Annotated in this window: 20 protein-coding genes; 9 read left to right on the top strand and 11 right to left on the bottom strand. The window is 67.1% G+C overall.

All coding sequences use genetic code 11. The annotated features are described in order from the left end of the window. Nucleotides 1-164: 164 nt before the first annotated feature. Nucleotides 165-2,336, bottom strand: a complete 2,172-nt coding sequence (locus tag AC56LK_RS22915; RefSeq protein ID WP_497186771.1) for a prolyl oligopeptidase family serine peptidase — start codon at nucleotides 2,334-2,336, stop codon at nucleotides 165-167. 114 nt (nucleotides 2,337-2,450) lie between these two features. Then, the gene (locus AC56LK_RS22910; protein WP_497186770.1) at nucleotides 2,451-3,851 is read right to left on the bottom strand and encodes a tetratricopeptide repeat protein; all 1,401 of its coding nucleotides are present in this window, start codon (nucleotides 3,849-3,851) and stop codon (nucleotides 2,451-2,453) included. A gap of 147 nt (nucleotides 3,852-3,998) precedes the next feature. Here AC56LK_RS22910 and AC56LK_RS22905 point away from each other — a divergent pair, with 147 nt between their 5' ends. After that, nucleotides 3,999-4,259, top strand: coding sequence for a hypothetical protein (locus AC56LK_RS22905; protein ID WP_497186769.1), 261 nt, complete (start codon nucleotides 3,999-4,001; stop codon nucleotides 4,257-4,259). A gap of 126 nt (nucleotides 4,260-4,385) precedes the next feature. On the opposite strand, the gene AC56LK_RS22900 is transcribed toward AC56LK_RS22905, so the two are convergent. From AC56LK_RS22900 to AC56LK_RS22890, 3 genes are all read right to left on the bottom strand, one after another. Beyond that, nucleotides 4,386-5,075 (bottom strand): hypothetical protein, encoded by a 690-nt coding sequence (locus tag AC56LK_RS22900; RefSeq protein ID WP_497186768.1) that lies wholly within the window; start codon nucleotides 5,073-5,075, stop codon nucleotides 4,386-4,388. Between the two features lie 511 nt (nucleotides 5,076-5,586). Further along, nucleotides 5,587-6,249, bottom strand: a complete 663-nt coding sequence (locus AC56LK_RS22895; RefSeq protein ID WP_497186767.1) for a 3'-5' exonuclease — start codon at nucleotides 6,247-6,249, stop codon at nucleotides 5,587-5,589. Between the two features lie 17 nt (nucleotides 6,250-6,266). Further along, on the bottom strand, nucleotides 6,267-7,532 hold the full coding sequence (locus AC56LK_RS22890; protein WP_497186766.1) for an Hsp70 family protein: 1,266 nt from the start codon (nucleotides 7,530-7,532) through the stop codon (nucleotides 6,267-6,269). Between the two features lie 141 nt (nucleotides 7,533-7,673). Here AC56LK_RS22890 and AC56LK_RS22885 point away from each other — a divergent pair, with 141 nt between their 5' ends. The 5 genes from AC56LK_RS22885 to AC56LK_RS22865 all read left to right on the top strand — a co-directional run bounded on the left by AC56LK_RS22885 (nucleotide 7,674) and on the right by AC56LK_RS22865 (nucleotide 13,343). Continuing rightward, nucleotides 7,674-8,156, top strand: coding sequence for a DUF2244 domain-containing protein (locus AC56LK_RS22885; RefSeq protein ID WP_497186772.1), 483 nt, complete (start codon nucleotides 7,674-7,676; stop codon nucleotides 8,154-8,156). A 132-nt stretch (nucleotides 8,157-8,288) separates the two neighbouring features. Continuing rightward, the gene (locus AC56LK_RS22880) at nucleotides 8,289-9,200 is read left to right on the top strand and encodes an isoaspartyl peptidase/L-asparaginase (RefSeq protein WP_497186765.1); all 912 of its coding nucleotides are present in this window, start codon (nucleotides 8,289-8,291) and stop codon (nucleotides 9,198-9,200) included. Continuing rightward, nucleotides 9,197-10,075, top strand: coding sequence for a cyanophycinase (locus AC56LK_RS22875; RefSeq protein WP_497186764.1), 879 nt, complete (start codon nucleotides 9,197-9,199; stop codon nucleotides 10,073-10,075). The genes AC56LK_RS22880 and AC56LK_RS22875 overlap by 4 nt, the downstream gene beginning before the upstream one ends. After that, nucleotides 10,072-12,660 carry a cyanophycin synthetase gene (cphA, locus tag AC56LK_RS22870; protein ID WP_497186763.1) on the top strand — a complete coding sequence of 863 codons (2,589 nt, stop codon included), beginning with the start codon at nucleotides 10,072-10,074 and terminating at the stop codon, nucleotides 12,658-12,660. Before AC56LK_RS22875 ends, cphA (AC56LK_RS22870) begins: the two co-directional genes overlap by 4 nt. 182 nt (nucleotides 12,661-12,842) lie before the next feature. Next, nucleotides 12,843-13,343, top strand: coding sequence for an outer membrane beta-barrel protein (locus tag AC56LK_RS22865; protein WP_497186762.1), 501 nt, complete (start codon nucleotides 12,843-12,845; stop codon nucleotides 13,341-13,343). 51 nt (nucleotides 13,344-13,394) lie between these two features. Here AC56LK_RS22865 and cphA (AC56LK_RS22860) read toward each other — a convergent pair whose 3' ends face one another. The 4 genes from cphA (AC56LK_RS22860) to bcaP form a co-directional block, all read right to left on the bottom strand. Next, nucleotides 13,395-16,037, bottom strand: a complete 2,643-nt coding sequence (gene cphA / locus AC56LK_RS22860; RefSeq protein ID WP_497186761.1) for a cyanophycin synthetase — start codon at nucleotides 16,035-16,037, stop codon at nucleotides 13,395-13,397. A gap of 30 nt (nucleotides 16,038-16,067) precedes the next feature. Next, nucleotides 16,068-17,519, bottom strand: coding sequence for an iron-containing redox enzyme family protein (locus AC56LK_RS22855; RefSeq protein WP_497186760.1), 1,452 nt, complete (start codon nucleotides 17,517-17,519; stop codon nucleotides 16,068-16,070). Between the two features lie 157 nt (nucleotides 17,520-17,676). Next, nucleotides 17,677-18,294 (bottom strand): isochorismatase family protein, encoded by a 618-nt coding sequence (locus AC56LK_RS22850; RefSeq protein WP_497186759.1) that lies wholly within the window; start codon nucleotides 18,292-18,294, stop codon nucleotides 17,677-17,679. Nucleotides 18,295-18,420: 126 nt separating this feature from the next. Beyond that, nucleotides 18,421-19,818: a branched-chain amino acid transporter BcaP gene (gene bcaP, locus AC56LK_RS22845; RefSeq protein WP_497186758.1), complete on the bottom strand. Its 1,398-nt coding sequence runs from the start codon at nucleotides 19,816-19,818 to the stop codon at nucleotides 18,421-18,423. Between the two features lie 420 nt (nucleotides 19,819-20,238). Between bcaP and AC56LK_RS22840 the strand changes: the two genes are divergently transcribed. After that, a complete protein-coding gene (locus AC56LK_RS22840; protein WP_497186757.1) occupies nucleotides 20,239-22,257 on the top strand; it encodes a GGDEF domain-containing protein in 2,019 nt (672 codons plus the stop codon). 3 nt (nucleotides 22,258-22,260) lie between these two features. On the opposite strand, the gene AC56LK_RS22835 is transcribed toward AC56LK_RS22840, so the two are convergent. Together AC56LK_RS22835 and AC56LK_RS22830 are read right to left on the bottom strand one after the other, a co-directional pair. Next, nucleotides 22,261-24,246 (bottom strand): hybrid sensor histidine kinase/response regulator, encoded by a 1,986-nt coding sequence (locus tag AC56LK_RS22835; RefSeq protein WP_497186756.1) that lies wholly within the window; start codon nucleotides 24,244-24,246, stop codon nucleotides 22,261-22,263. A 147-nt stretch (nucleotides 24,247-24,393) separates the two neighbouring features. Next, nucleotides 24,394-25,377, bottom strand: coding sequence for a diguanylate cyclase (locus tag AC56LK_RS22830; protein WP_497186755.1), 984 nt, complete (start codon nucleotides 25,375-25,377; stop codon nucleotides 24,394-24,396). Between the two features lie 225 nt (nucleotides 25,378-25,602). On the opposite strand from AC56LK_RS22830, the gene AC56LK_RS22825 reads away from it, so the two are divergent. Both AC56LK_RS22825 and htpX read left to right on the top strand, forming a co-directional pair. Beyond that, the gene (locus AC56LK_RS22825; RefSeq protein WP_497186754.1) at nucleotides 25,603-25,884 is read left to right on the top strand and encodes a helix-turn-helix domain-containing protein; all 282 of its coding nucleotides are present in this window, start codon (nucleotides 25,603-25,605) and stop codon (nucleotides 25,882-25,884) included. Between the two features lie 171 nt (nucleotides 25,885-26,055). Continuing rightward, complete coding sequence (gene htpX, locus AC56LK_RS22820) at nucleotides 26,056-26,925, top strand: protease HtpX (RefSeq protein ID WP_497186753.1); 870 nt, start codon at nucleotides 26,056-26,058, stop codon at nucleotides 26,923-26,925. Nucleotides 26,926-26,933 lie beyond the last annotated feature (8 nt).

Raw genomic sequence — 26,933 nt, 5'->3', positions numbered from 1 at the left:
CACGCTTCCTCCCCACGCTCGGTCGCCCTCACGCAGTTGCGCTTCACTTCGCTCACTGTGGTCAGCTCGCGGCGGGACTTGCACCCGCAAGAGTGCGCCCATGCTGGGCGCACAAAACAACGGCCACCCCTGGGTGGCCGTTGTCATTGTAGTCAGCCTGCCGCTTACTTGCTGCCGCCCACCGCCTGCGTCGCGTCGCCCATCTTCAGCTCGCGAGACAGGAAGCCCCAGCGGTCCGCAACTTCCTCGATCTGCTTGGTGGTCGGCTTGCCCGCGCCGTGGCCGGCCTTGGTCTCGATGCGGATCAGGACCGGCGCCGCGCCCGCCTGGGCGGCCTGGGCCGCGGCGGCGTACTTGAAGCTGTGCGCCGGCACCACGCGGTCGTCGTGATCGGCCGTGGTCACCATGGTGGCCGGATAGCAGGTGCCCGGCTTCAGGTTATGCAGCGGCGAGTACTTGACCAGGGCCTTGAACTCTTCCGGGTTCTCCGACGAGCCGTAGTCCGAGGTCCAGGCCCAGCCGATGGTGAACTTGTGGAAGCGCAGCATGTCCATCACGCCCACGGCCGGAATCGCAGCGCCGAACAGTTCCGGACGCTGGGTCATGGCCGCACCCACCAGCAGGCCGCCGTTGGAACCGCCGCCGATCGCCAGCTTGCTCGGGGAAGTCACCTTGTTGGCGACCAGCCATTCGGCCGCGCCGATGAAGTCGTCGAACACGTTCTGCTTCTGCAGCTTGGTGCCGGCCTGGTGCCAGGCTTCGCCATATTCGCCGCCGCCGCGCAGGTTGGCCACCACATAGACGCCGCCCATCTCCATCCAGGCCAGGTTGGCCGGCGAGAAGCCCGGGGTCATCGAGATGTTGAAGCCGCCGTAGCCATACAGGTAGGTCGGGTTCGAGCCGTCCAGCTTGAGGCCCTTCTTCGACACGATGAACATCGGGACCCTGGTGCCGTCCTTCGAGGTGAAGAACTGCTGGCGGGTCTCGTACTCAAGCGGGTTGAAGTCGACCTTCGGCTGGCGGAACACGGTGCTCTGGCCGGTCTTGAGGTTCAGGCGGTAGATCGTGGTCGGGGTGGTAAAGCCGGCGAAGGAGTAGAAGGTCTCGGTCTCGTCGCGCTTGCCCGACAGGCCGCCCACGGTGCCGATGCCCGGCAGCTTGACTTCGCGTACCAGCTTGCCCTTGAGGTCGTGCACGCGCACGACGCTGCGCGCATCCTTCAGGTACTCGAGCACCAGCTGGTTGTTGATGATATCGGCGCCGGCCAGGGTATCCTTGCTCTCGGCAACGATCTCTTTCCAGTTGCTCTCCGCCGGCTTGTTCACGTCGATCGCGATGATGCGCTTGCGCGGGGCATTGCGGTCGGTGCTGAAGTAGAAGACGCTGCCGATGTTGTCGATGAAGCTGTAGCCGGCGTCGAAGTTGTCGACCAGGTCGACGACCTTCGAATCGGGCTTGGACAGGTCCTTGTACGACACGCGGTACTTCGGCGCGGTGCCCTTGGTGGTGGTGATGACCAGGTAGCGGCCGTCGTCGGTGGTGCTGCCGCCGAAGCCCCATTCCTTCTGGTCGGGACGGTCGTACACCAGGGTGTCGGCGCTTTGCGGGGTACCGATGCGGTGGTAGTACAGCTTCTGGAAGTAATTCACGTCGGCCAGCTTGGTCGCTTCCTTGGGCTCGTCGTAGCGGCTGTAGAAGAAGCCCTTGCCATCCTTGGTCCAGGCGGTGTTGGAGAACTTGACGAACTTGACGTGGTCGTCCAGGTCCTTGCCGGTCTCGATGTCGCGCACGCGGATCTCGTTCCAGTCCGAACCCGAGGCGGCGGTGCTGTAGGCCAGCAGCTTGCCGTCCGGGCTGACTTCGGCGCCGGCCAGGGCGACGGTGCCGTCGCTGGACATGGTGTTCGGATCGAGCAGGACGCGCGGGCTGTCGCCCAGGTTCTTCAGGGTGTACAGGACCGACTGGTTCTGCAGGCCGTCGTTGCGGTTGTAGAAGTAGCGGCCGCCTTCCTTGCCAGGCACGCTGTAGCGCTCGTAGTTCCACAGCTGGGTCAGGCGCTCGCGGATCGCCGCGCGCTGCGGGATCTGCGCCAGGTAGGCCTGGGTCACCTTGTTCTGGGCCGTCACCCATTCCTTGGTCTCGGCGCTGTTCGCGTCCTCGAGCCAGCGGTAGGGGTCGGCGACGGTGGTGCCGTGGTAGTTGTCGGTGTGGTCCACCTTCTTCGATAACGGGTAGGCCAGCGAAGGGGCGGTTGCAGGGCAGCTTTGTGCCAGCGCGGTGTTGGCGCCGAAGGCCGCGGCCAGCAGGACGACGAGCGTCGCGTGTCTCAGGGTCATTGTCGTTCTCGCGAGTTGTTCAGAAATGCGTCATGGGGTGGGCTTGCGCCGACGACCATCATAGCGCGAATTGACGAGCTCGCATACGCGCCCGGCCCTGTCAATACCGACAGGTCATGGATGCCAGCCCTGCCCCTGCTGCTGGCGCCGGGCAGCGCGCACGCGGCTGGCCAGCGCACGCGCCCACGGCCCGCCGCTCGCACCCAGCCGCCCGGCGACGCCGCCGCGCGGGCGCCGCCCTTCCTGGCCTGCGCCGGCCGCGAGCAGCATCCACATATAGGCGCGCAGCGGGTCGCGCTCGACCCCGCGCCCGCTGTTGACCATGCCGCCCAGGTTGTACTGGGCCAGCGCATGGCCCTGCTCGGCCGCCTGCCGGTACCAGTAGGTGGCGAGGGTGTCGTCGTGCGGCACGCCCTGGCCGTTGGCGTACAGGACGCCGAGATTGTTCTGGGCGCTGGCGTCGCCCTGCTGGGCGGCGCGCCGGTACCAGTCGGCGGCGCGGGCCTCGTCGCGCGGCACGCCCTCGCCCCTGGCATACATGACCCCGAGGCTGAACTGGGCATTGGCGGCGCCCTGCTCGGCCGCGCGCAGGTAGCAGTCCAGTGCGCGCGCCGGGTCGCGCCCCGATTCACCTCCCACCCCGCGACCGGTGTTGTACATGACGCCGGCGCAGTACTGGGCCTGGGCATGCCCGCGCGCCGCCGCGCGCAGGAACCACGCGAGCGCGCGCTCGTCGTCGCCGGAACCGTGCCCGGCCGCCAGCAGGGTGCCGAGGGCATACTGGGCTTCGGTATCGTGCTGCATGGCGGCGCGCTCGAGCCAGGCGATGGCGCGGGCGGGATCGGTGGGGACGCCCTGGCCGTTGGCATACGCCTGGCCGAGGAAGCGCTGCGCCGCCGGGATGCCCTGGGCGGCAGCCTCGCGGAACCAGCAGACCGCCTGGGCGTTGTCGGCCTCGACGCCGTCGCCGCGGCGGTACATCAGGGCGAGGTTGAGCTGGGCGGGACCGTGGCCCTGGCGCGCGGCCTTGCGGAACCAGGCCATGGCGAGCGGGTGGCTCACCGGCGCGCCCAGACCCTGCAGATAGCATTCGCCGAGCAGGTTCTGGGCGCTGGCCAGGCCCTGCTCGGCGGCGCGGTAGAACCAGCCGAAGGCGACTTCGTGCGACTGCGGCACGCCGCGCCCCTTGCGATAGAGCTGGCCCAAGTTCTGCTGGGCGGCGGGATCGCCCTGGGCGGCGGCGCGGCCGAACCAGCGCGCGGCCAGGTCGTCGCTGCGCGGGGCGCCGCGGCCGTTGCAGTACATGGCGCCGAGATGGTTCTGGGCGGCCGCCAGGCCCTGCCGGGCCGCGCGCTGCATCCATTCGAGGGCGCGCACGTCGTCGCGCCCGACGGCCTCGCCGTGCTTGTACAGCAGGCCGAGGTTGAATTGTGCGTAGGGATCGCCGCGCTCGGCGGCGGGCAGGAACCACTGGAAGACTTCGTGTCCCTCGCGGGCGGCGTTCTGGCGATTCATCCTACCCCCTTGCGGCCCTCGCCGTCATTCGACATAGGCGGAAAAAACTTAGCTTCCGCCGTTGTTAAAATTTTAAGGAGTACGCCCCGCCCGTGGTTTGCGTCCGCACAATCGTGGGGACGCGACGCACCGACGGTCAAGCAGTTGATGGCACAGAACATTCTGATGACCCGGCATGCTGTTGCGCACGCCAAGTACAGCCCACTTTCTCCGACACTACTGCCTGATGTGCCGTTCGTTATGGAATGGACGGATTTACGACGGTCGGGCAAACGGTGCGGCACGGTGAAAATACTGCCCGCCCTGTTCGATTGCCATACTATAACCATCTGTTATGCAGCGTTGCCAAACAAAGTCGAGCAAACTTTGATTGTCCAGCGTGAAAATGGCGCCATCAAATTCCAATAATACATTCTTGAGTCAGCTTTTAAAAACCTCTCCACCTGTTTAACAGCTGGAGAGGTAAATTGGTTAACTGAGCGGCAATCATTTATATCCAGGCGTGTCTAGTAATGATAAACACTCCATTGAATACTACTTATTAATACGTTTGAGCGCCAGATCAGCGAGCTGCAAAATATGCTGCGGTTTTTTTTGCGGATCTCCGTTGCGATCAAGTGTATCGCTAGCATAAAGCTCATATGACACACCATTTTTCCACCACGTTAGCTTCCAGAGTGCCTTATCAGTCTTTTCGGCATATGAAAGACTGAGAACGGCCGGAACTCCCGCAACTTTTTGATTTAAAAATTCTTCCGGAACGCTGTAAGTTTCTCCTGCGGCTTTGTAATTCCACACCGTGAATCCGACATCGGTATTTCCTTGCTTAAATGTCCAGGTGGACCGATATTCATCTTCATCGATTTTTCCAACTGGCTCGAGGTCCCCACGTGCGACCAGTGATTTGCCGTCGCTATGAGCTTTTGCGAATGTCGGATGCTTGGTAAAAGCAGTTGGCAAGTTCATGTACTCAACTGAGCTTTTAACTCTAAAATAGCCTTCATTATCTAAAGTCTTGTCTTGCCAAAGCATTTTACGCCGCTCGGGGTCAAGCTCAGATGACTTCAGGATCCGATCTACACGTGGGCCCTCATGAGTAGGCTTTAACTCAGGTTTGGGGTTCTTGTCAGGCGCGTTAAGCTGCCCTGGCCCACTAAGCTGTTGGCCAGCTAAAGCAAGCGAAGCCATGGAAAACAAGAACGTTGAGATGAAAATATTCTTCATAATTTACCAATCAAAAAGACCGAGGCCAGGGTTTAGGATGTTGCCATCATATGCCACAGACTCACCGTAATCGATTTGTGCGCCGCCCCAGGCACATTATGTTTGCCAATTATTACCGCACAACACTGCCCTTGCCCGACCGCTTGGTGGTCAAGGGGATGTAGCGACATGGGCTGCTCACACTCTGCGAGGCGTGCACCGAACTTGGGGGCAGTAAGCGGGAAGGGTCGCGCTGCGCAATCAGCGACCCGGCCGGCATAGAGGGCATAGGCTCGGCTGCACGCCGGCTGCCCGCGACTACTAACAACCCATGGCGGGTAAGGCTAGGGGCCCGGTTGGTCCGGATAACGAAAGAAGTTGACTCCTCCTCGCCCGCGGAGCGCCAGGGCGTTCGCGCTACCGGCAGAGGTGTTCTCGGGTATTCGATTTGAAACAGAAGCGTCGTGCTATTCGATGGGCAAACGCCGTGTCCGGACACTCGCGGCCATGCGCTGAGTCCAAAGCCGTGGTATCAGGACGGGATACGGGGCACGGCGCGGCGCTCGCGCTCCAGGCTGGCATATTTGTCGAGGAAGACCGGCACCTTGGCCGCAGCCAGCTTGTTCACCGACACCAGCAGGTCGGGGGCGACCTGTTCCAGGCCGTGGCTGCTGCCGAGCTGGCGCGCCGCATGCAGCAGCACGTGGGCGGCGACTTCGGCGTCGGCCTCGGCCCGGTGGGCGGCGCCGCGGAACTGGATGCCGAGGCGGCTCGACAGGTTGCCCAGCTTGTAGCTGGGCAGGCCCGGGAACAGGCGGCGCGCCAGCTTCAGCGAGCAGACCAGGCCGCAGTGCCCGGTCGGGCGGCCGATGCGCCAGCCTTCGGCCTTCAGGAATTTCTCGTCGAAGCTGGCATTGTGGGCCGACAGCATGTCGCCGCCGATGAAATCGAGCAGCTCGGCCACCACCCTCTGGCTCGGCGGGGCCGTATCGACCATCTCCTGGGTGATGCCGGTCAGCTGGGTGATGAAGGACGGGATGCGCACGCCGCAGTTCACCAGCGAGACGTAGCGTTCGCGGATCTCGCCGCCGACGATGCGCAGCGCCGCCACTTCGGTGATGCGGTCCCCCATATCGGGCGAGAGGCCGGTGGTCTCGAAGTCGAGCATCACGATCGGGCGTTCAAACACACTCATGGTTCGTCCTTGATGAATTAACCGAATTTGCGCAGCGCGTCGAGGGCCAGCCCGGCGCCGATGCTGCCGAACAGGTCGCCCTCGACCTTGCGCGCGCGCGGCACCAGGGCCGCGATGCGTTCGCGCAGCAGCGACACGCCGCTCGAGCCGCCGGTGAAGAACACAGTGTCCACCGCATCCGCTTCCACGCCCGCCTCCGAGAACAGGCGCGTCACGGTGGCGCCGACGTCGTCGACCAGGCCCGCGATGGCGGCTTCGAAGCCGGCGCGGGTCACCTCCAGCGATTCGGGCGGGGCCAGCCGGTCGAGTTCCATCGTCACGCTCGGGCTGGCGGACAGGGCGATCTTGGCCGCCTCGACCTGGATCGCCAGCCAGTGGCCGGCGCGCTCGTCGATCAGCTTCTGCAGGCGCACCAGCCTGGCGGGCTCGGCGGCGTCGCGCACCAGGTCGGCCAGCTGGGCGATGCTCTTGCGCGTATAGGCCTGGTTGATGGTATGCCAGGTGGCCAGGTTGAAGTAGTAGCTCGAGGGGATGGCGGCGCCGGACAGCATGCTGGTGCCGTAGCCGAGCAGCGGCATCACGCTCGCCAGGCTCAGGTACTTGTCGAAATCGGTGCCGCCGATGTGCACGCCGCCGTTGGCCAGGATGTCGTCGCGCCGCTCGGGGCGCTTGCTGCGCTCGGGGCCCAGGCGCACCAGCGAGAAGTCCGAGGTACCGCCGCCGATGTCGGCGATCAGGACCAGTTCCTCGCGGTCGATGCCGGATTCGTAATCGAAGGCGGCGGCGATCGGTTCGTACTGGAAAGCGATCTCGCGGAAGCCGCAGGACCTGGCCACCTCTTCCAGGGTGTCCTGGGCGCGGCGGTCGGCTTCGCCGTCGTCGTCGATGAAGAACACCGGGCGCCCGAACACCGCGCTGCCGAATTCGCGGCCGGCCTGGCGTTCGGCGCGGCGCTTGACCTCGCCGATGAACTGGCCCAGCAGGGCCTTGAACGGCAGGGCCCGTCCCGCCACCTCGGTCTGGCCGTCGATCAGGCTGGTGCCGAGCAGGCTTTTCAGGGAGCGCATCAGGCGGCCCTCGTAGCCCTCCAGGTAGTCGGCCAGCGCGGCGCGGCCATAGCTCACCTGTTCGTCGTCGGCATTGAAGAACACGACCGAAGGCAGGGTCGCCTTGCCGTCTTCCAGGGACAGCAAGGCACTGGCGCCGGGTTGGAAGCTGCCGCCGGGCAGCCAGCCGACGGTGGAATTGGAGGTGCCGAAATCAAGGCCGCATGCGAGCGCCATAGGAAGCTTTTCGTAGGAGGGGACGTGTTGGGGGCCGATATGGTAACAGATATGCGCCCGGTCCGGCCCGCCCGGGCGTTGCCTTTTTCCGGGCTGTGGCAAACTGGTACACACCCGTATTGACAGCCCGCCGTGACGACCATGGACGACCAGCCGGCCGAATGGCTGATGAAGCGCAACTGCTCGATGACGCCGCGCCAGGCGCTGCTGGTGTATGCCCTGCTGTGCGCGGCCACCCTGGGCGTCGCCCTCGTGTTCACCCTGCGCGGCGCCTGGATGGTGCTCGCCTTCGCCCTGCTCGAAACCGCGGCGGTGGGCGCCGCCCTGCTGCACTACTGCCGCCACGCGCTCGACCACGAACGCGTCCTGCTGGACGGCGGCGGGCTGCTGGTCGAAACCGCGGATGGCGCGCGCCGCTCGCGGGTCAGGCTCGATCCCGGCCATGCCCGGGTCGACTTGGCGGACGCCGGCATCCGCACCCTGGTGGTGATCGAGGCGCGCGGCGTGCGCGTCGAGATTGGGCGTTTTCTGACACCCTCGGGGCGCCTCGAACTCGTCCGCGCCCTGCGCAGCGCCCTGCGCGGCGCCTCCCTCCTCTACGACGCGCCGGGGCGTTCCCTGTAAGTTACTTCTTACACAAGCACGGCAACTGTACCGATGTGGCGCGCCCCTGCCCTTGGGGATAATGCTGGTCTTAACTGCGTGACAACAAGTCCGCGGATTCTGCAACGCAAAATAACAAGGATCAGGGACCACATGAGCACTACCCCACAAGCCGGCGCAGTCGTCGTCCACGGCGGCGCCGGCGCACCGCTGGAGCACGAGGACGGCTGCGTGCTGGCCGCGCGCCGCGCACTGGCGCAGCTGGAAGTCAACGGCGACGCCCTCGACGCCGCCATCATCGCCGTCACCGCGCTCGAGGACGACGGCCGCTTCAATGCCGGCAGCGGCTCGACGCTGGGCCTGGACGGCGCCACCATCGAAATGGACGCCTCGATCATGGACACCCGCGGCCGCCTCGGCGCCGCGGCCTGTGTGCGCGACGTGAAGAATCCCGTGAAGCTGGCGCGCGCCATCGCCGACACCCCCCACGTCATGCTGGCCGGCGAAGGCGCGCAGCGTTTCGCCCGCACGCTCGGCATGCCGGGCGGCGCCCCGATCTCGGAACGCCAGCGTGCCGACCACCGCAAGCTGATGCAGGAACTGGCCGGTTCGGTGCCCCTGATGCCGGGCATCGACAACCGCCTGTTCGATCGCTTCTGGAATTACAAGACCCCGCTGCAGCTGCCCAAGTCGAGCGCCTGCGACACCGTCGGCGCCGTGGTGCGCGGCCCGGACGGCCACTTCGCCGTGGCCTGCTCGACCGGCGGCTCGGCACCCTGCCTGCTGGGGCGGGTGGGCGACAGCCCGATCATCGGCAGCGGCTTCTATGCGGGTTCGCTGGGCGCGATCGCCGCCACCGGGATCGGCGAGCACATCGTGCGCCACCTGCTGGCGCGCACCGTCTACGGCTGGATCGAACACGGCATGGCGCTCGAGGAAGCACTCAAGCGCGGCGTCGAGCTGTTCGACAAGGAAGTGGACATCGGCCTGATCGGCGTGACCCGTACCGAGGCCGGTGCCTATTGCAACCAGGGCATGCCCTATTCGAAGATGACCCAACGATGAGCGACCAGGAAGTTAACAAGAACGGCCACCTCGTGATCATCGGCGGCCATGAAGACCGCAAGCGCGAGATGGAGATCCTGACGCGCTTCGTCGAATTGTCTGGCGGCGCCGATGCCAACATCGTCGTGATCACCGCCGCCAGCACGATCGCCGACGAGATGTGGACCATCTACGACGACGCCTTCGGCAGTCTCGGCGTCAGCGAGCGCAGCCACCTGGAAGTGACCACCCGCCAGCAGGCCAACAGCGAGGAATTCGTGCGCCTGGTCGACGCGGCTACCGGTATTTTCATGACCGGCGGCGACCAGAAGCGCCTGCTGGCCCTGATCGGCGGCAGCGCCCTCGACGCCGCGATGCACGTCGCGCTCAAGGTGCGCGGCGTCACCATCGGCGGCACCAGTGCCGGGGCCTCGGCCATGTCCGGCCACATGCTGGCCCAGGGCCGCGCCGAGATCCTTCCCGAGAAAGGCTCGGTCAGCCTGGGCGCCGGCCTGGGTTTCCTGCACCGGGTGGTCATCGACCAGCACTTCTCGGAACGCCAGCGCCTGTCGCGCCTGCTCAGTGTGGTGGCCCAGAACCCCTACCTGCAAGGCATCGGCATCGACGAGGACACCGCGCTGGTGGTCGAACTCGGCCGCGGGATCGAAGTGCTGGGCCAGGGCGCCGTCACCATCGTCGACGGCCGCACCATGATCACCAATGTGGCCGACATCAAGGACCGCGACACGCCGGAACTGATCGACGTGCGCCTGCACCTGCTCCCGGCCGGCAGCAGCTACCAGTTACCCAGCGGCCCGACGGCGCCCGGACAAGGCCTGCCCCCGCCGCTGCTCGATTTTTTGGAAAACGTCACTAAACGGAACCCGATTTCATGAAGATCAAGGAAAAACGCCTGCTGCGCGGTCCCAACCTGTATGCCGACAACCCCTGCCTGATGGCGGTCATCGACGATGCTGCCACCAAGGCGCCTGGCTTCGCCGCCCGCCTCTTCGCCCTGCTCCCTGAGCTGCCGCCCGACGCCGCCGTGCGCCTGGCAGACGATGCCCTGGTGGTCGAGGCGCTGGAACCGGTCGTGATGGAACTCCAGCGCCTGGCCGGTGCCGCGGGGAGCTTCGGCGCGACCCTGGCGGTGAACGGCAAGCCGCGCGCACGCCGCGTGGTGTGCGGCTACGCCACCGAGCAGGTGGCCGAGGCGGCCCTGCGCGCCGCCGTCGACCTGGTCCAGGCCCTGGCCGAGGACCGTCCATTCGATCTCGACGCGGCGCTCAAGGACTTGCGCGACACCGCCGAAGACTACGCCATCGGCACCAGCACCAACGCGGTGGTGCAGGCCGCGCAGCGGCGCGGCATCCCGGCGCTGCGCCTGACCGATGAAGCCAATCTGTTCCAGCTGGGCTGGGGCAGCCGCCAAAGGCGCCTGCAGGCCACCATCACCGGCGCCACCAATTCGATCGCGGTCGGCATCGCCAGCGACAAGCAGCTGACCAAGGCGCTGCTGGAGGTGGCGGGCGTGCCGGTCCCGGCCGGCGCCACCGTCTCCAGCGAGGAAGAGGCGCTGCGCGCCGCGCGCCGCCTGTCCGGTCCGGCCACCGTCAAGCCGCTCGACGGCAACCAGGGCAAGGGCGTGACCACCAACTGCGGCACGCCGGAAGAGGTCGCGCGCGCTTTCGCCCATGCGCGCAAATACGGCCGCAAGGTCATCGTCGAAGAGCACTTGCAAGGCCGCGACTACCGCGTGCTGGTCACCGGCCGCAAGGTCGCCGCCGCCTCCTGGCGCCGCCCGCCCTGCGTCACCGGCGACGGCCGTTCGAGCATCCGCGAACTGGTCGAGATCGAGAACCGCAACCCGGCGCGCGGCGAAGGCCACACCAACATCCTGACCAGGATCCCGATCGACGCGCTGGCCGCCGAGACCCTGGCCAAGCAGGGCTACGACTTCGACAGCGTGCTCGTCGCCGGCATGACGGCCGACCTGCGCGGCAACGCCAACCTGTCCACCGGCGGCACCGCCGAGGACGTGACCGACCTGCTGCCGGAAGAGACCCGCGACATCTGCATCCGCGCCGCGCGCACCATCGGCCTCGACGTCGCCGGCATCGACATCGTCTGCCAGGACATCGCCAAGCCCCTGCGCGAGCAGCGCGGCGGCATCATCGAGGTCAATGCCGCACCCGGCATCCGCATGCACCAGTACCCGAGCCGCGGCACCCCGCGCGACGCCGGCGCCGCCATCGTCGACGCGCTGTTCGGCGAGTGCGATGGGCGCATCCCGGCCGTCGCGGTCACCGGCACCAACGGCAAGACCACGACCGCGCTGCTGATCGCCCACGCGGTGCGCCAGGCCGGCCTGCGCACCGGCGTCACCACCACCGAAGGCGTGTACGTGGACGGCATGCTCACCAGGAAGGGCGACTGCACCGGCTACCATTCGGCGCGCAGCATCCTGTCGGATCCGGGCGTCGATTTCGCGGTGCTGGAGACGGCGCGCGGCGGCATCCTCAAGCGCGGCCTGGCCTACGACCGCGTCGACGTGTCGGTGGTGCTGAACGTCTCCAGCGACCACCTGGGCCTGGACGGCGTCGACACCCTCGACGACCTGGCCCGGGTCAAGGCGGTGGTGGCGCGGCGCGCCTCGCGCGCCGTGGTGCTGAATGCCGAGGACGACTACTGCGTGGCGATGGCCGGTGCGCTCCGCGACGGCGTGGAAGTGATCTACTTCTCGCTCGATCCCGAGAACACCGTGCTGCTGCGCCACCTGGAAAACGGCGGCCGCGCCGTCTACCTGCAGGATCAGACCCTGGTGCTGGCCAACGGCGCGCGCCACGAGGCCCTGGTCGATGCGCGCCAGATGCCGGTCTCGCTGGGCGGCGCGGCGCGCTACAACATCGCCAACGCCCTGGCGGCGGCCGCCGCCCTCACCGCCCACGGCTTCGGCAACCAGGAGATCGCGGACGGCCTGCGCAGCTTCGTATCCGACGCCAAGCACAACCCGATGCGCTCTAACCTGTTCGACGTCGACGGCGTGACCGTGATCGTCGACTACGCCCACAACTGCGCCGCCTATGCGGCGCTGGCCGAGAGTGCCCGCGCAATGACTGCCGGCCGCCTGGTCGGCGTGGTGGCCGCGCCCGGCGACCGCCGCGACGCCGACCTGATCGACATCGGCCGCACCTGCGCCGCTGGATTCGACGACCTGGTGGTATATGAGACCGAAAACCGCGGCCGCCCGGACGGCGAGACCGCGGCGCTGCTGGTGCGCGGCGCGAAGATCGGCAAGCTGGCGGACGACTCCCTGAGCGTGGTCCTGCCCTCGCACAGCGCGATCCGCCATGGCCTGTCGCTGTGCCGACCGGGCGACGTGCTGGTGTTCGGCTGCGGCACCACGCTGTCTGAACTGACCGATGCGCTGCGTCCGGATAAGCCGGAACTGGCGCGCAGGATCGAGACCGCGGCGATCTGATCGGGGCGTTTTCCCTTAAGCCTTCCTTAAACGGATGAGCAAGCGGGTAGTAATCAGTGCATCTTTTGCATTTCGTTACAATTTGGCATTTTCATGTCACTGCTCTACTGTTACCTTGCTCATCCGTAACCCGGCCCGCTCCTCACGACAGCGGACCGGCTCGAACATCGGAAGGAAAAGGTATGCAGAAAGTCTTCGCCGTTCTCCTGGCAGGCATGGTCGCCGCGGGCGCCGCCTGTGCCGAACCGGTGCGCAGCGCGCCGCAGGCCTATGCCGGTGTCGGCGTGTCCGGGGTCGACTATGTCGGCGCCGCCACCAAGGCCAGCCCGAAGGTCTTCGGCGGCTACCAGGTCGGCAAGCAGCTGGCGGTCGAAGGCGGCGCCGTCGACTTCAGGAACGGCTACGGCATGTACATCGCGGTCAAGCCCAGCATCCCGCTGACGGAAAAACTGAGCGTCTACGGCAAGCTGGGCGTGGCCCAGACGCGGCGCACGGCCCTGCCCCCGCCGGCACCCACGGCGCTCGGCAGGAAGAACGAGACCGGCGCCTACGGCGCTTTCGGCCTGCAGTATTCGATCACGCCGAATGCCGCCGTCACGGCCGAATACGAGCGCCTGCCGCTGGAAAAGCCGAGCGCCCTCAAGCCGAACGTCTTTACGCTGGCGCTGCAGTTCTTCTTCTGATCTTCCATGTAAAAAGCGGCCCGCAGGCCGCTTCGATCGTTCCGGCGCTGATTACACCTGCGCCGCCACCAGGTCCGCGCTCTCCGGATCGTTGACCCGCAGCGCATCCACGAAGACCTGCAGCGAGGAGCCGCAGGCGAACACCAGCACGTCGCCCGGCCGGCACAGCTCCAGTCCGTGGCGGATCGCCTCGCCGACCTCGATCACGCGGTGCAGGGTGTCGCTCATGCCGGCCGCTTCCTCGGCACCGTCCAGGATCAGGTCGACCGCCTCGCCCACTTCGCGGCCGCGGCTCTGGGATTCGTAGACCACCAGTTCGTCGAAGCGGGCGCCGCACACCCGGCCGACCTCGCGCAGGTCTTCGTCGCGGCGGTCGCCCGGCGCGGTGACGATGCCTACCAACTGCCCCGGCAGCAGGGCGCGCGCCATCTCGGCCATCGCCTTGTAGGCCGCCGGGTTGTGCGCGTAGTCGACGATCACGGTCACGCCGCGGATGTCGAACATATTGGTGCGCAGTGGATTGGTGCGGCCGTTCGATACGAAGGTGGACAGGCCGGTGGCGATCTGCATGTTGCTGAAGCCGGAGGCCATCAGGGCCGCCGTCGCCGCCAGGCTGTTGGCGATGTTGAAGCGTGCGCGGCCTTCGAAGGCCACCGGCATGCTTTCCACCCGCAGCAGCTCCTGGTGCAGGTTGCCGTCGGCGACCACCACCGCATTGTCCTGCAGGTAGGCGCCGCGCCCGCCCTCTTCCAGGTGATTCAGGAAGACCGGGTTTTCCGGGTCCATCGAGAAGTACACGATCTCGGCTTCCGGCTTGGCGCGCCGGCCCATGGCCACGCACAGCGGGTCTTCGGCGTTGAGCACCACCGCCTTCGACGCCGCGGTGGCGACCACCGCCTTCACCTGGGCCAGGTCTTCCACCGTATCGACGCCGTCCAGGCCGAGGTGGTCGGCCGCGATGTTCAGCACCACGCCGACGTCGCAGCGATCAAAAGCCAGGCCGCGCTTGAGGATGCCGCCGCGCGCCGTTTCCAGTACCGCGAATTCGACGTCGGGCGAACCGAGCACGGTGCGCGCCGACCAGTAGCCGGTGCAGTCGCCCTTGGCCACCTGCTTGCCGTCGATGAAGACGCCCTCGGTGGTGGTCACCCCGGCCACCTTGCCGGCCAGGCGCACGGTGTGCCCGATCAGGAGCGTGGTGGTGGTCTTGCCGTTGGTCCCGGTCACCGCGACGGTCGGGATGCGGCCATCCGAATCGCCCATCAGGCCCTGCACGATGGCGTCGCCGGCGTCGCGCGGGTGGCCGGCGCTGGGGTACTGGTGCATGCGGATGCCGGGCGCCGCATTGACTTCGATGACGGCGCCGCGCTGGGCGTCGAGCGGCAGTGCGATGTCGCGGCAGACGATGTCGATGCCGGCCACGTCGAGGCCGATCTTGCCGGCCGCGCGCACGCACAGCAGGCGGGTCGATTCGGGCAGCAGGTCGGTCACGTCCTCGGCGGTGCCGCCGGTGGACAGGTTGGCATTGCCGCGCAGTTCGGCCGTCACGCCGACCGGCAGTACGCTGTCGACGTCGAAGCCCTGCTTGGCCAGGATATCGCGCGCATGCTCGTCGAGCGCAATCTGGGTGAGGATGTTGCTGTGGCCGGCGCCGCGCGCCGGATTCTGGTTCTCGCGCTCGACCAGGGTGCGGATGCTGCTCACGCCATCGCCCACCACATGGGCCGGGCGGCGCATCGACGCGGCCGCCACCTGGCCGCCGGCCACCAGCACGCGGTAGTCGCGGCCTTCGACATGGCGCTCGACGATGATGCGGCGGCCGTACTGGCGCGCGAACTCGAAGGCGCGCGCGACCTGCTCGTCGTCGCGGCAATCGACGGTCACGCCCTTGCCCTGGTTGCCGTCGAGCGGCTTGAGCGTCACCGGCGCATTCAGGCGCCTGGCCGCGCGCTGGGCGTCCTCCACATTGGCGACCACCGAACCTTCCGGCACCGGCACACCGGCTTCCTTGAGCAGGGCCTTGGTCAGCTGCTTGTCGCTGGCGATCTTCACCGCGATGAAGCTGGTGTCGCCGGTGGTGGTGGCCTGCAGGCGCTTCTGCTTCACGCCCCACCCCAGCAGGAACAGGTTGGCGTCCTCGGTGATGCGCTGGGTCGGGATGCCGCGCTCGTGGGCGGCCGCCAGCACCGCCGCGGTGCTGGTGCCGATCGCATGGCGGTCGGCGATCGACCGCAGTTCATCCAGGCGCGGCGCCAGGTCGAACTCTTCTTCGTTGCCCAGGGCCGTGACCAGGTCCACGGCCAGCTGGAAAGCCGGCTGCACCAGCTTTTCCGACTGGTAGGCGCAGACGATGCGGAACACGCCGGGACGGCCGGCGACCGGGCGCGTGCGCCCATAACTGGCGGGCGAAGTTGAAGAACCTGCGGCCTGGGTCTGGAGGTCGAGCGTGACCTGCTCGATCACGCGGCCGAGATAGGTGCCTTCGCGCAGGCGCTGGGCGAAACCGCCGCGCGCGCCGATCGGCAGCATCTGGCCGGCGAGCGAGGGCAGCGCGGCCAGCAATGCGTCGTTGAAACCGGGGATGTCTTTCGAGGAGATGCCGTACAGCTCCTGCAGGTCGATCACGCTCAGCAGGCAGGGAGAATCGGCGTGGACGTTCGGTCCACGCAGGAAGCGTTGTTCCAGGATTTGCACGAATAGATCCTTGTAATCGTTATGGCAGGTTCAGGCGTCGAACAGCCGCGTATACATGCGGGTGGCCATCAGGCCCACCGCCGTGTGGTGGATTTCGGGCGCCATCAGGCCGCCCAGCATTTCCATCGCCTCCTGCTTGCCGGCGGCTGCGGCCACCTGCTCTTCGAGCAGCCGGAGTTCGCTGTCCGGCGCTTCCAGGCGCGGGTGGCGGCGGATCAAGCCGCGTTCCGGGAAATCGGCGCTCCGGTCAGCAAGCTGGCCCAGGTTGTCCAGGGTACGCTGGCGGGCGCGCCAGGTCAGGGTGCGCTGTCCTTCGGCGCGCTTGCCGTCCGGGGTCGACATGATCCAGTCGCGCAGCACCTGCTGCTCGTAGGCGTTGAAGACACCGAACATCTCGGCCTTCTCGCCGTGCACCAGGCTCCAGAAGCGGCTGTGCTCGACATCTTCGCCGCGCTTGATCCAGCCGGCCTGCTCCAGCGCCGCCAGGAAGTCCGGGATGCGGGCCGGATGGCCCAGCCAGTCGTTGACCGAGCGGCCTGCGACGCGGCAGTAATCCGAGTGCATGTTCTTGCCGACGCTGCTCTTGGACGCCAGGATGTCGACCAGCTCGGCCTGCAGGTCGAAGCCGGCGATGCACGAGGTGGTGCTGGCGCCGATGTCGTTCAGTCGGTAGCCGTCGAGCACGCGGCGGTAGAAGGCGTCGGCGTCGCCCACGCGCGGCATCAGCTGCTTCAGGGCCTGCACCGCCTTCTGGGCATGGCCGCTGGCGGCATTGTCGACCGTGACGTGCAGGGTGAAGTAATAGGGATCGATGCCGAATTCGTTCAGCTCGTACGAAGTGATCAGCAGGTGCAGCGGCAGCTGCTCGTAGCCGAGGTTGTAGCCGATGACTTCGGGCAGGAAGTGCCCGGTGTTGTGGCCCAGTGCGAGCTGGATCGCGCCCTGCACGAAGTATTCCTCGCCGAGCGCTTCCCAGCCTTCGCAGCCGTGCGTGGCCAGCAGCTTGCGGTAGATCGTGACGTGGTTCTTGCTCGGCGCGCCCTCGCCCAGTTCCTCGAGGTAGGTCTTGATCAGCTCGTGGTAGGCAGGCTTGTCCCAGTGCTTCAGCAAGCCATACAGCCAGGCGCCGTCGACCAGCTTGGTTGGCGCGACCGCCTTGATGAAGTAGAGCGCGTGTGCACGGCAGGAAAAATAGCGGCGCGGCGCGCCATTCTTGCGCGCGGCCAGGTAGTCGCGGTACTGGGCGCCGACGGCGTCCGTGCGTTCCGCGACCCAGGCCGGCAACGCGGCCAGCGTGGCCGGCAGGTCGCTCGGCAGCTGTGCCACGGCGGCGATCTGGTCGGCGACGTAGGCGCGCGCCTCGTCCAGATGCGCGCGCGGGTTCTCGTACAAGGAAAAGTACAGGTGCTTCGAGCGTTCCCGGGTGGCGGAAACGCCTGGGCCCGCAAGCTTCTCGGCCTCAGCCAGCAGCATTGAATTCATGGTCTCGGAACATGTTGGTCTCTTAGGACGATGGCAACATTATCCGGGTTGGTCCATGTACACAAAATCGGTAGCGGCGCTGTGAGGATGTAAGAAAGGGATTACAAAAGAACAAAGGCGGGTCAAGAAAATACATACCATACAGTCAAGACCCCGGTTACAGCAGCGCGCCGAGCTGGGCGTCGGCGACCAGCTGGCCGCCGGACAGCCTGACCGGCAGCGCACCCCTGGTCAGCATGCGCGCCAGCGCGCGGTCGCCGTCGCCCGGCGCGACCTCCACCGCGCGCGTGGTTTCCAGCACGATCAGCACCTCGAAGCCGGCCGCGATCCCATCGAGCACCGTGTTGAGCACGCAGTAGTCGGTAGCCAGGCCGCACACCGCCAGCCGGGTGACGCCGTCGGCCAGCATGCTGCGCGCCAGGCCGGTGCCGTTGAAGGCCGAATACGCATCCTCGGCGACCGTGAGTGCCTTGGAGATCACGATCGCTTCCTCGGGCAGGCGCAAGGCCTCGCTGAACAGCGCGCCCTCGGAGCCGGCCACGCAATGCGGCGGCCAGGGTCCGCCCTGGGCCGTGAACGAACAATGGGCGTCCGGATGCCAGTCGCGCGAGGCGTAGATGGGCAAGCCGCGCCCGTGGTACAGGTCGATGAGGGCGTTGATGGGGTCGATGACGAGGTCGCCGCGCGGCACGGCCAGGGCCCCGCCCGGGAGGAAGTCGTTCTGCAGGTCGACGATCAGGAGGGCGTCGCCCTTGCCCAGCACGATGGCGCTCATGGATCCGGTCTCCGTGAAAACCGCGGCCCGGAATGGGCCGGCGTCCAGGCTAGCTTAGCACGCTGGCAAGAAAAACGCCCGGTCACCTGCGGTGCCGGGCGTCTCTGCGGTGTTGCTACCGGGCGCTTACTGCTGCTTGTTGAGCAGCGAGCGCTGGCGGGCGTACAGGAAGTACACCGCCAGGCCGATCAGCAGCCAGACGACGAAGGCCACCCAGGTGTGCCAGCTCAGGAAGGACATCAGGGCCAGGCAGAAGATGATGGCCAGGGCCGGGACGACCGGCACGCCAGGGCAGCGGAAGGCGCGGTGCAGCTCCGGACGCTTCTTGCGCAGGATGATCACGGCCAGCGAGACCAGCGAGAACGCGGCCAGGGTGCCGATGTTGACCAGTTCGGCCAGCACGTCGAGCGGGACCACGGCGGCGATCAGGCCGAACACGATGCCGACCATCCAGGTGGCGAAGTACGGGGTGCCGTATTTCGGGTGCACTTCCGACAGCTTGGCCGGCAGCAGGCCATCGCGCGACATGGCGAACAGGATGCGGGTCTGGCCATAGGCCATCACCAGCATCACGGTGCTCATGCCCAGGATCGCGGCCAGGTCGACGAAGCCGGCGACCCAGTCCTGGCCCGCATACTGCAGGGCCAGCGAGACCGGGTGGTCGACGCCCTTGAAGTTCATGAACGGGACGATGCCGGTCATGATGGCGGCGACGATCACGTAGAGCACGGTGCAGACTGCCAGCGAACCGATGATGCCGATCGGCAGATCCTTGGACGGATTCTTGACTTCTTCCGCGGCCGAGGTGACGGCGTCGAAGCCGATGAAGGCGAAGAACACCAGCGCGGCGGCGCTCATCACGCTGCCGAAGCCGAAGGGCATGAAGGGCTGCCAGTTTTCCGGCTTGACGTAGTTGACGCCGACCACAATGAACAGGAACACGACGCCGGTCTTGATGATCACCATGATGTTGTTGACGCGGGCCGATTCGCGCACGCCCATCGACAGGATCCAGGTCAGGAAGATCATGATCAGGAAGGCCGGCAGGTTGATCAGGGTGTCCACGCCCGGCTGTGCGCCCGGGGCCGCGCGCAGCGCTTCGGGCAGCACGATGCCGATGCCCTTGAGCAGCGACTGGAAGTAGCCCGACCAGCCCACCGCGACGGTCGAGGTGGCGAGGCCGTATTCGAGCAGCAGGTCCCAGCCGATCATCCAGGCGACGATTTCGCCCAGGGTGAAGTAGCTGTAGGTATAGATCGAGCCGGCCACCGGCACGCTCGAGGCGAATTCGGCATAGCACAGGGCGGCGAAGCCGCAGGCCAGCGCAGCGACGATGAAGGAGAGCGTCAGGGCCGGGCCCGCGGTCACGGCGCCGGTACCGGTCAGCACGAAGATGCCGGTGCCGATGATGGCGCCGATGCCCATCAGGACGAGGTCGAACGGACCGAGCACTTTCTTGAGGCCGCCGGGCTTTTGGGCCGCGGCAACCATCGTGTCAAGATTTTTGGTTCTGAAAAGACTCACTACTTGTTCTCCAATCAAAAAATAGTATGGTTCCGCGTCTTGTGTTGCCGCTGCACTGTATGCCTGCGGTAGCGCTCTGCCCATTCGGCCGGTAGACCGCATGCTCGACCCGTGAACCGACTTTCGCCGTGCTGCCTCTGCAAATTCTGCAGACCTGACATTATCACCAGATTGTTGTTAGGAATCAAAGTAAAGTAATGAAAAGCGACTAATTCTTTTATTTCAAGCAAAAAACCACGTTCGTTGTGTATACGCCGTGCGCGTTTTTGCTCACTTGATTTCCACAAATCAACAGAACATAATCGTCCTGTCGCCGCATCCAGCGGCGTCGAGCCGCCTGGCCTCCCGCCGCTCGTCTTCCGCCGACATCCTTTGCCGCAGCTGACCACGATAACGATCCAACTGGCATCCCGACCGGCGATGCGTGCGTGGCGCAGGAACCTGCGGGGCCTGCTGCTGGCCTGTGCCTGCGCGGGCGCGCCCGTGGCACAGGCGGCCGCGCCGGCCGCGGCCGAGCTGCGCCTGCGCGAGCTGGCCCAGGTGGCCGAGCGCAGCATTCCGGAAGCGCGCAGCCTGCTGCTGGCCGAAGCGCCCGCCTTCACCAGCGGCGCGCCCTATGCCGTGCAGCTCGGCTACCTGCGCCTGCTGCGCCGCATCCACGGCGATGCCGGGCAGCTGAGCGAGGCGTATGCGGTGGACGAGCGCATCATCGCCCTCGCCGGCGCCGCCGGCGACGCCCTGCACGTGGCGCTGGGCAGCCTCGGACGCGTCCACAAGCGCCTCAACGACAACGACCCGGCCGCCGCGATGGCCCTGCTGGAAACCCTGAATGCCCGCTACCGCGCACTGGCCGGCAGCGAGTTCGAGGCCCATGCCGAGGTGGCCTACGGCGCGATCTACAACACCACCGGCCAGCACGACCGTGCGCTGCGCCACTACCTGCGCGCGCTGGAGCTGGTCCAGCGCCAGCCCGAACCGTGGGGACCGCGCGAGGCCGACATCCGGCTGGCGCTGGCGCGCCTGTACGTCAACAGCGACAACGCCGCCAAGGCGCTCGAAACCACCCAGGCCTACCGCGAAGCGCGCAGCGGGCGCAAGGCGCCGGCGGATGCGATCCCGCCGCGGGTCGAGGCCCTGATGCATTTCATGGACGGACGTGCCTACGTCTCCCTGCGCCAGTTGCCGCAGGCCCATGCCGCTTTTGAACGCGCGCTGGTGCTGGCGCGCAGGTACGAGCTGCGCTGGATCGAAGCGAACGTGCTCGGCAACCAATCCGACGCCTGGCTCCGGGGCCAGCGCTATGTCGAGGCCGAGCGCGCCGCCCGCGCGGCGGTCGCGCTGTCCGAAGAGGTGACGGACCAGAGCATCATCCAGATGGTGTATGCCAACCTGGGCTTCGCGCTGTACGGCCAGGGCCGGCTCGCCGAAGGCTCGGTGTACATCGACCGCACCGCGCGCGAGCTGCGCAAGGCCGGCGCCATGCTGGCCGTCTCGAACATCCTGGCCGAGAAGAGCGTGGCGCAGGAAAAGGCAGGCCTGCACAAGCAGGCCTTGCAGACGGTGCGCGAGCGCGAGGAGATCCAGGAAACCCTGGCGGTCGAACGCCGCAACAAGGCATTCGCCGCCCTGCAGGAGCAGTTCAACGCCAAGGAGCGCGCCGCCCAGATCGAGCGCCTGCGCCAGGAGAACGCGGTCAAGGACGCCGAGCTGCACAACCGCAACCTGCGCCTGGCGCTGGCCTCGCTCGGGGCGGTACTGGCGCTGGTGCTGCTCGGCTTCGTGTCCATGCTGTACCGGAAGTCGCAGGCGACCAGCCGCCGCCTGGCCGAACTGAACGCCGAGCTGGCGCACAGCTCCGCCCACGATCCCCTCACCGGCCTGTTCAACCGGCGCTCCTTCGTCGACCAGATGCGCGCCAGCGAGGCAGCCTTCAACGATTGCTTTACCCTGCTCGACATCGACCACTTCAAGCGCATCAACGACCAGCACGGCCACGCCGCCGGCGACGCGGTGCTGGTCGAGGTGGGCCGCCGCCTGAACGAGGTGGTGCGCGGTTCGGACATGGTGCTGCGCTGGGGTGGCGAGGAATTCCTGGTGTATTCGCAGGGCGTGAGCGAGGCCCGGCGCCCGCTGCTGGTGCAGCGCATCCTGAACGCCATCGCCAGCGCGCCGGTGGTGCTGGAAGACGGCACCGTGCTGCAGGTCAGCGCCACCGCCGGGGCGGTTTCGCTGCCGCTCGGTTCCGGTGAAGCCTTCGGTTGGGAACAGGCGATCGCGCTGGCCGACCGCGCCCTCTACAAGGGCAAGGAAGCGGGCCGCAACCGCGGCTTCATCGTCGAGGGGGTCGAAGGCGGCGCTGCCGGCCAGAACGCCGGCGACGAGCGCGGCCTCCAGCTGCACCTGGTGCTGCCGGACATGTACTGGCAGCCGGCCAGCTAGCAATCACGCCCGGCTGAGCGCCCGACGCCCCGCCATCCCGATCACGGTCTGCAGCAGCACCGCCGGGCGCAGCGGCTTGGCCAGGTATTCGTCAAAGCCGGCTTCCAGCGCGCGCTGCTGGTCTTCGCGGCGTGAAAAGGCCGTCAGCGCGATCGCCGGCACGCCGGCCAGGTTGCGCTGGCGCCCGGCCCGGATACGCCGGATCAGTTCGAAACCATCCATCAGCGGCATGCCGATGTCGCTGATCAGGAGGTCAGGCTGGTGACGCTCGAGCATGCGCAGGGCGTCGCTGGCGCTGGTGGCGGTCACGATCACGGCGCCGGTCTCGGCCAGCACCTGCTGCACCAGTTCCAGCGAGTCGGGTTCGTCGTCCACCACCAGCAGCGTCATGCCGGCCAGGCTGCCCGTGGACGGGGTGCCCGCCGCGCCGTCCGCCGCGGGAGCGGGAGCGGGCGCCGGCGGCTCGGCCGGGGCCGCGCCCTTGCAGAGCGGCAGGTGCAGGGTGAAGGTGGCGCCCTTGCCCTCCCCCGGGCTGGCGACGCTGATCGTGCCGCCCTGCAGCTCGACCAGCTGGCGCGCGATGGACAGGCCCAGCCCGAGACCGCCGTGGCGCCGCGCCGACGAGGAGTCGGCCTGGCGGAAGCGGTCGAACACGTAGGGCAGGAAGTCCGGATCGATGCCGATCCCGGAATCGGTGACGTCGATCGCCACTTCTTCGCCTTCGCGCCGCACGCTGACGGCGACGCGGCCGCCCGGTTCGGTGAACTTGATCGCGTTCGACACCAGGTTCGACATCACCTGCTGCATGCGTCCGAGGTCGCCCAGCACCGGTCCGGCGTCGTAGTCGACTTCGGCCACGAGCTGGATCTGCTTGCCGAGGGCCGCGGGGCGCGCGGTCTCGAGTGCGGCGTTGACGAATTCGGTCGGCGTCACCGCACGCGCTTCTACTCGTATCTTGCCGGCCATCAGGCGGCTCATGTCCAGCATGTCCTCGATCAGCTGCGACTGGGCGCGCGCGTTGCGCTCGATGGTTTCCAGGCCGCGGCGCAGCATCGCCTCGTCGCGGTGGCCCTGCAGCAGCAGTTGCGACCAGCCCAGCATCGCGTTCAGCGGGGTGCGCAGCTCGTGCGAGAGCGTGGCCAGGAATTCGTCCTTCAGCTGGCCCAGGTGTTCGGCCTCGACCCGCGCCTTCTGTTCGCGCAGGTACAGTTGCTGGCGCTCGGCCGCCGTCTCCAGCGAGGCCGCCAGGGTGCGGGTGCGCGACTCGAGGCGGGTGTCGAAGATGGCGGCCAGCAAGGCGATGCTGAGCACCGCGAAGCTCGCCACCGCGACCAGGATCGCCAGGTGGTCCTGGTTGACCCCGTTGCCGGCGGCGCGGCACACACTGGCGGCATCGAAATGGGCCGCGGCCATGCCGGTATAGTGCATGCCGGAGATCGCTCCGCCCATGACGACGGCGGCGCCCAGCTGCAACAGGCGCCGGCGCCTGACGTTCTCGTTGAGCTTGAAGCTGATCCACAGTGCGCCGGCGGAAGCGCCGATCGCGATGCCGACCGAGGCCAGGAACAGCCAGGGGTCGTAGCGGATGGCCGGGTCCATGCGCATGCCGGCCATGCCGGTATAGTGCATCGCGTTGATGCCCAGGCCCAGCAGCAGCGCGCCCCAGGCCAGGTGGCGCCCGCCCAGTTCGCGGTGGCGCAGCTGCCACAGGGCCAGGCCGGAAACGAATACCGGCAGCAGCCAGGACACGAAGGTGATCAGGGGATCGTAGGCGAGCGGCATCGGCAGGCGGAACGCAAGCATGCCGATGAAGTGCATCGCCCAGATGCCGCTGCCCATGGCGAAGGCGCCGCCGGCCATCCAGGCATGCGGCGCGTAGCCCTGCGATCGCTTGACCCGCAACGCGAGGCTCAGCGCCGTGTAGGACGCGAAGATCGCGACCAGGATCGAGAGCAGCACCAGCTTGGGTTCGTAATGGCCGATCAGCATAAGAAGTCGTGAAATCCCTTCGTGTCCGCAGCAGCGCGCGGCAAGCCTCGCGGCCCGAGTGTACACGAGCCAAGCCGGACTTGGCGCTATCGGATCTGACAGAGATGCGCGCGTTAATATTCTTAACGTTATTTCTTAACGGCAATTCTACAGGACTTGGGCCGGCGCGTCGCCGTCGACCACCACGCGGTCGCGCCCACCCCGCTTGGCGGCATACAGGGCCTTGTCGGCCGCCTCGATCAGGCGCGCCGGTTCATTCAGGCGCGTCTGGTCGAAGCCCGCCACCCCGATGCTGAGGGTGACGTGGGGGCGCAGCGCATTCGGGGCATGCGGCAGCCGCAGCCCTGCCACGTGTTCGCGGATCGCCTCGGCATGGGCGCGTGCCTGCTCCGCCGTGGTGTCGGGCAGGATCGCGGCGAACTCCTCGCCGCCGTAGCGCGCGGCGACGTCGGCCGGGCGCTTGCACATGGCGGCCAGCGCCTGGGCCACCGTGCTCAGGCAGGCATCGCCCTCCTGGTGGCCGAAGTGGTCGTTGTAGGCCTTGAAGGAATCGATGTCCATCAGCAGCAGGGACAGGGCGCCGCCGTTGCGCTGGGCGCGGCGCAGTTCGCGGTCGAGGGCGACGTCGAAGTGGCGGCGGTTGGCGATGCCGGTCAGGCCGTCCACATAGGAACGCGCACGCAGCGATTCGGCGTGGTCGAGCAGGCGCCGCTCGCGGTCCACCGTGCCGCTGACGTCGCGGATCTCGACCAGGCAGAAGCGCTCGCCGCCTTCGCTGAAGGGCGTCACGCTGACCGCCTGCTCGATGCGCGCGCCGTCGAAGCTGCCGGCCTCGCGCAGCGGGAAGGGCGAGCGCCCGCTGGATGCCGGCACCGTGGTGGCGATGTCCTCGGTGAGCGCCGCCAGCACCGCCGACTCGATCCGCGAGCCGCGCAGTTCCGGGAACACGTCGAACAGGGAACGCTCGCGCACGCGCGCGGCGGCGTAGCCGGAACGCGGCACCATCCAGCCGTTCCACAGGACGATGTCATGGCCGGCGTCGAGCACGACCAGGCCGCAGTCGACCAGGTTGACGGCGCGCGCGGCGAAAGCGAGGGCGAGCGGGTTGGCGGGTTCGGTCTTGTTGTTCATCGCCGGCAGAGTGATCGAAAATGATGTCAGAAAGAAACTACCGGATCATACCCGAGTTTGCAGCATTCTCGGCAACTTCTGTATCCAAGGCGCTATTTACAAAAAGTGCATGGTCGTGATTTTTCGTGAGCCTTGGAGCATATCTTTCCGGCTACGATCAAGTCTTTGGTGCGGTCCGCCGGGCCGCAAGCGAGTCTCGACATGGGCGAACGGAAGGAAGAAGCAATGGCTGGCAAGATGGGTGAAGAATTCGGTATGGACTCGGTCGGCATCGACCTGGTGGCGGAGGCGGTGCCGCACAACGCGCCCTGGCCGGCGGCCCCGCATGAACTGCGCCGCCTGCGCATCCGCAAGCGCGAGAGCCAGGAAAAGTTCTGGAGCCGTTTCGGCGTCACCCAGTCCAGCGGCAGCCGCTTCGAAACCGGCGTCGTGATCCCGCCGCCGGTCGCCATCCTGCTGCGCCTGTACGTCAACGGCACCCTCAAGGACGACGACCTGCACGGCTGAGCCCTTCCCGGCGCCGTCCGCTGCGGCGCCCCTCTGCATTACTTCTCTTTTAGTGAAGTAATGTTTCTGATTTCTTCGCTTTTCCAGGACCCACCGGGTGCTTTATCCTTATGCATGAGCAAATGCGGCCACGGCCGCATTTGACGCTATCGATCAACGCACACCGGAACCATGAAACGCATCGTACTTCTCATCGCCACCAACCTCGCCGTCATGCTGGTGCTGGGCATCTCGGCCAGCCTGCTGGGCGTGAATCGCTTCCTCGGCGCCAACGGGTTGAACCTCGGCGCCCTGCTCGCCTTCGCCGGCCTGATGGGCTTCGGCGGCGCCTTCATCTCGCTCCTGATCTCGAAACCGATGGCCAAGTGGTCGACCGGCGCACGCGTGATTGGGCAGCCGTCGAACGGGACCGAATCCTGGTTGCTGGACACCGTGGCGGCCCAGGCGCGCCGCGCCGGCATCGCGATGCCCGAAGTCGCGGTCTACGAGGGCGAGCCGAATGCCTTCGCCACCGGCGCCTCGAAGAACGCTTCGCTGGTGGCCGTGTCCACCGGCCTGCTGGCCTCGATGACCCGGGACGAGGTCGAGGCGGTGCTGGCGCACGAGGTCGCGCACATCGCCAACGGCGACATGGTCACGCTGACCCTGATCCAGGGCGTGGTGAACACCTTCGTGATCTTCCTGGCGCGCGTGGTCGCCTACGCGGTCGACAGCTTCCTGCGCAAGGACGAGGATAACGGCGGCCCCGGCATCGCCTACACCATCACGGCCATCGTCTGCGATATCCTGTTCGGTATCCTGGCCAGCATCATCGTGGCCTGGTTCTCGCGCCGGCGTGAATTCCGCGCCGACCGCGGCGCCGCACGGATTCTGGGCACGCCGCGCCCGATGATCGATGCGCTGGCCCGCCTGGGCGGCTTTGTGCCGGGCGCGCTGCCGAAGAACATGGCTGCCTCGGGCATCGCCGGCGGCGGCGTGCTGTCGCTGTTCAGCAGTCACCCCGCGTGCGAGGAGCGCATCGCCGCCCTCCAGCACGCCTGAGCATGTCA

This window comes from Telluria sp. ZB4P36, assembly GCF_059685865.1.
The sequence above is the reverse complement of the archived record's forward strand: the minus strand, read 5'-3'. Positions and strand labels throughout refer to the sequence as shown.

What these genes read in the sequence shown, in the direction of transcription:
- AC56LK_RS22915 (WP_497186771.1), bottom strand. Translation starts at nt 2,336, where the DNA reads ATGACCCTGAGACACGCGACGCTCGTCGTCCTGCTGGCCGCGGCCTTC.
- AC56LK_RS22910 (WP_497186770.1), bottom strand. Translation starts at nt 3,851, where the DNA reads ATGAATCGCCAGAACGCCGCCCGCGAGGGACACGAAGTCTTCCAGTGG.
- AC56LK_RS22905 (WP_497186769.1), top strand. Translation starts at nt 3,999, where the DNA reads ATGGCACAGAACATTCTGATGACCCGGCATGCTGTTGCGCACGCCAAG.
- AC56LK_RS22900 (WP_497186768.1), bottom strand. Translation starts at nt 5,075, where the DNA reads ATGAAGAATATTTTCATCTCAACGTTCTTGTTTTCCATGGCTTCGCTT.
- AC56LK_RS22895 (WP_497186767.1), bottom strand. Translation starts at nt 6,249, where the DNA reads ATGAGTGTGTTTGAACGCCCGATCGTGATGCTCGACTTCGAGACCACC.
- AC56LK_RS22890 (WP_497186766.1), bottom strand. Translation starts at nt 7,532, where the DNA reads ATGGCGCTCGCATGCGGCCTTGATTTCGGCACCTCCAATTCCACCGTC.
- AC56LK_RS22885 (WP_497186772.1), top strand. Translation starts at nt 7,674, where the DNA reads ATGGACGACCAGCCGGCCGAATGGCTGATGAAGCGCAACTGCTCGATG.
- AC56LK_RS22880 (WP_497186765.1), top strand. Translation starts at nt 8,289, where the DNA reads ATGAGCACTACCCCACAAGCCGGCGCAGTCGTCGTCCACGGCGGCGCC.
- AC56LK_RS22875 (WP_497186764.1), top strand. Translation starts at nt 9,197, where the DNA reads ATGAGCGACCAGGAAGTTAACAAGAACGGCCACCTCGTGATCATCGGC.
- cphA (WP_497186763.1), top strand. Translation starts at nt 10,072, where the DNA reads ATGAAGATCAAGGAAAAACGCCTGCTGCGCGGTCCCAACCTGTATGCC.
- AC56LK_RS22865 (WP_497186762.1), top strand. Translation starts at nt 12,843, where the DNA reads ATGCAGAAAGTCTTCGCCGTTCTCCTGGCAGGCATGGTCGCCGCGGGC.
- AC56LK_RS22855 (WP_497186760.1), bottom strand. Translation starts at nt 17,519, where the DNA reads ATGAATTCAATGCTGCTGGCTGAGGCCGAGAAGCTTGCGGGCCCAGGC.
- AC56LK_RS22850 (WP_497186759.1), bottom strand. Translation starts at nt 18,294, where the DNA reads ATGAGCGCCATCGTGCTGGGCAAGGGCGACGCCCTCCTGATCGTCGAC.
- AC56LK_RS22840 (WP_497186757.1), top strand. Translation starts at nt 20,239, where the DNA reads ATGCGTGCGTGGCGCAGGAACCTGCGGGGCCTGCTGCTGGCCTGTGCC.
- AC56LK_RS22835 (WP_497186756.1), bottom strand. Translation starts at nt 24,246, where the DNA reads ATGCTGATCGGCCATTACGAACCCAAGCTGGTGCTGCTCTCGATCCTG.
- AC56LK_RS22830 (WP_497186755.1), bottom strand. Translation starts at nt 25,377, where the DNA reads ATGAACAACAAGACCGAACCCGCCAACCCGCTCGCCCTCGCTTTCGCC.
- AC56LK_RS22825 (WP_497186754.1), top strand. Translation starts at nt 25,603, where the DNA reads ATGGCTGGCAAGATGGGTGAAGAATTCGGTATGGACTCGGTCGGCATC.
- htpX (WP_497186753.1), top strand. Translation starts at nt 26,056, where the DNA reads ATGAAACGCATCGTACTTCTCATCGCCACCAACCTCGCCGTCATGCTG.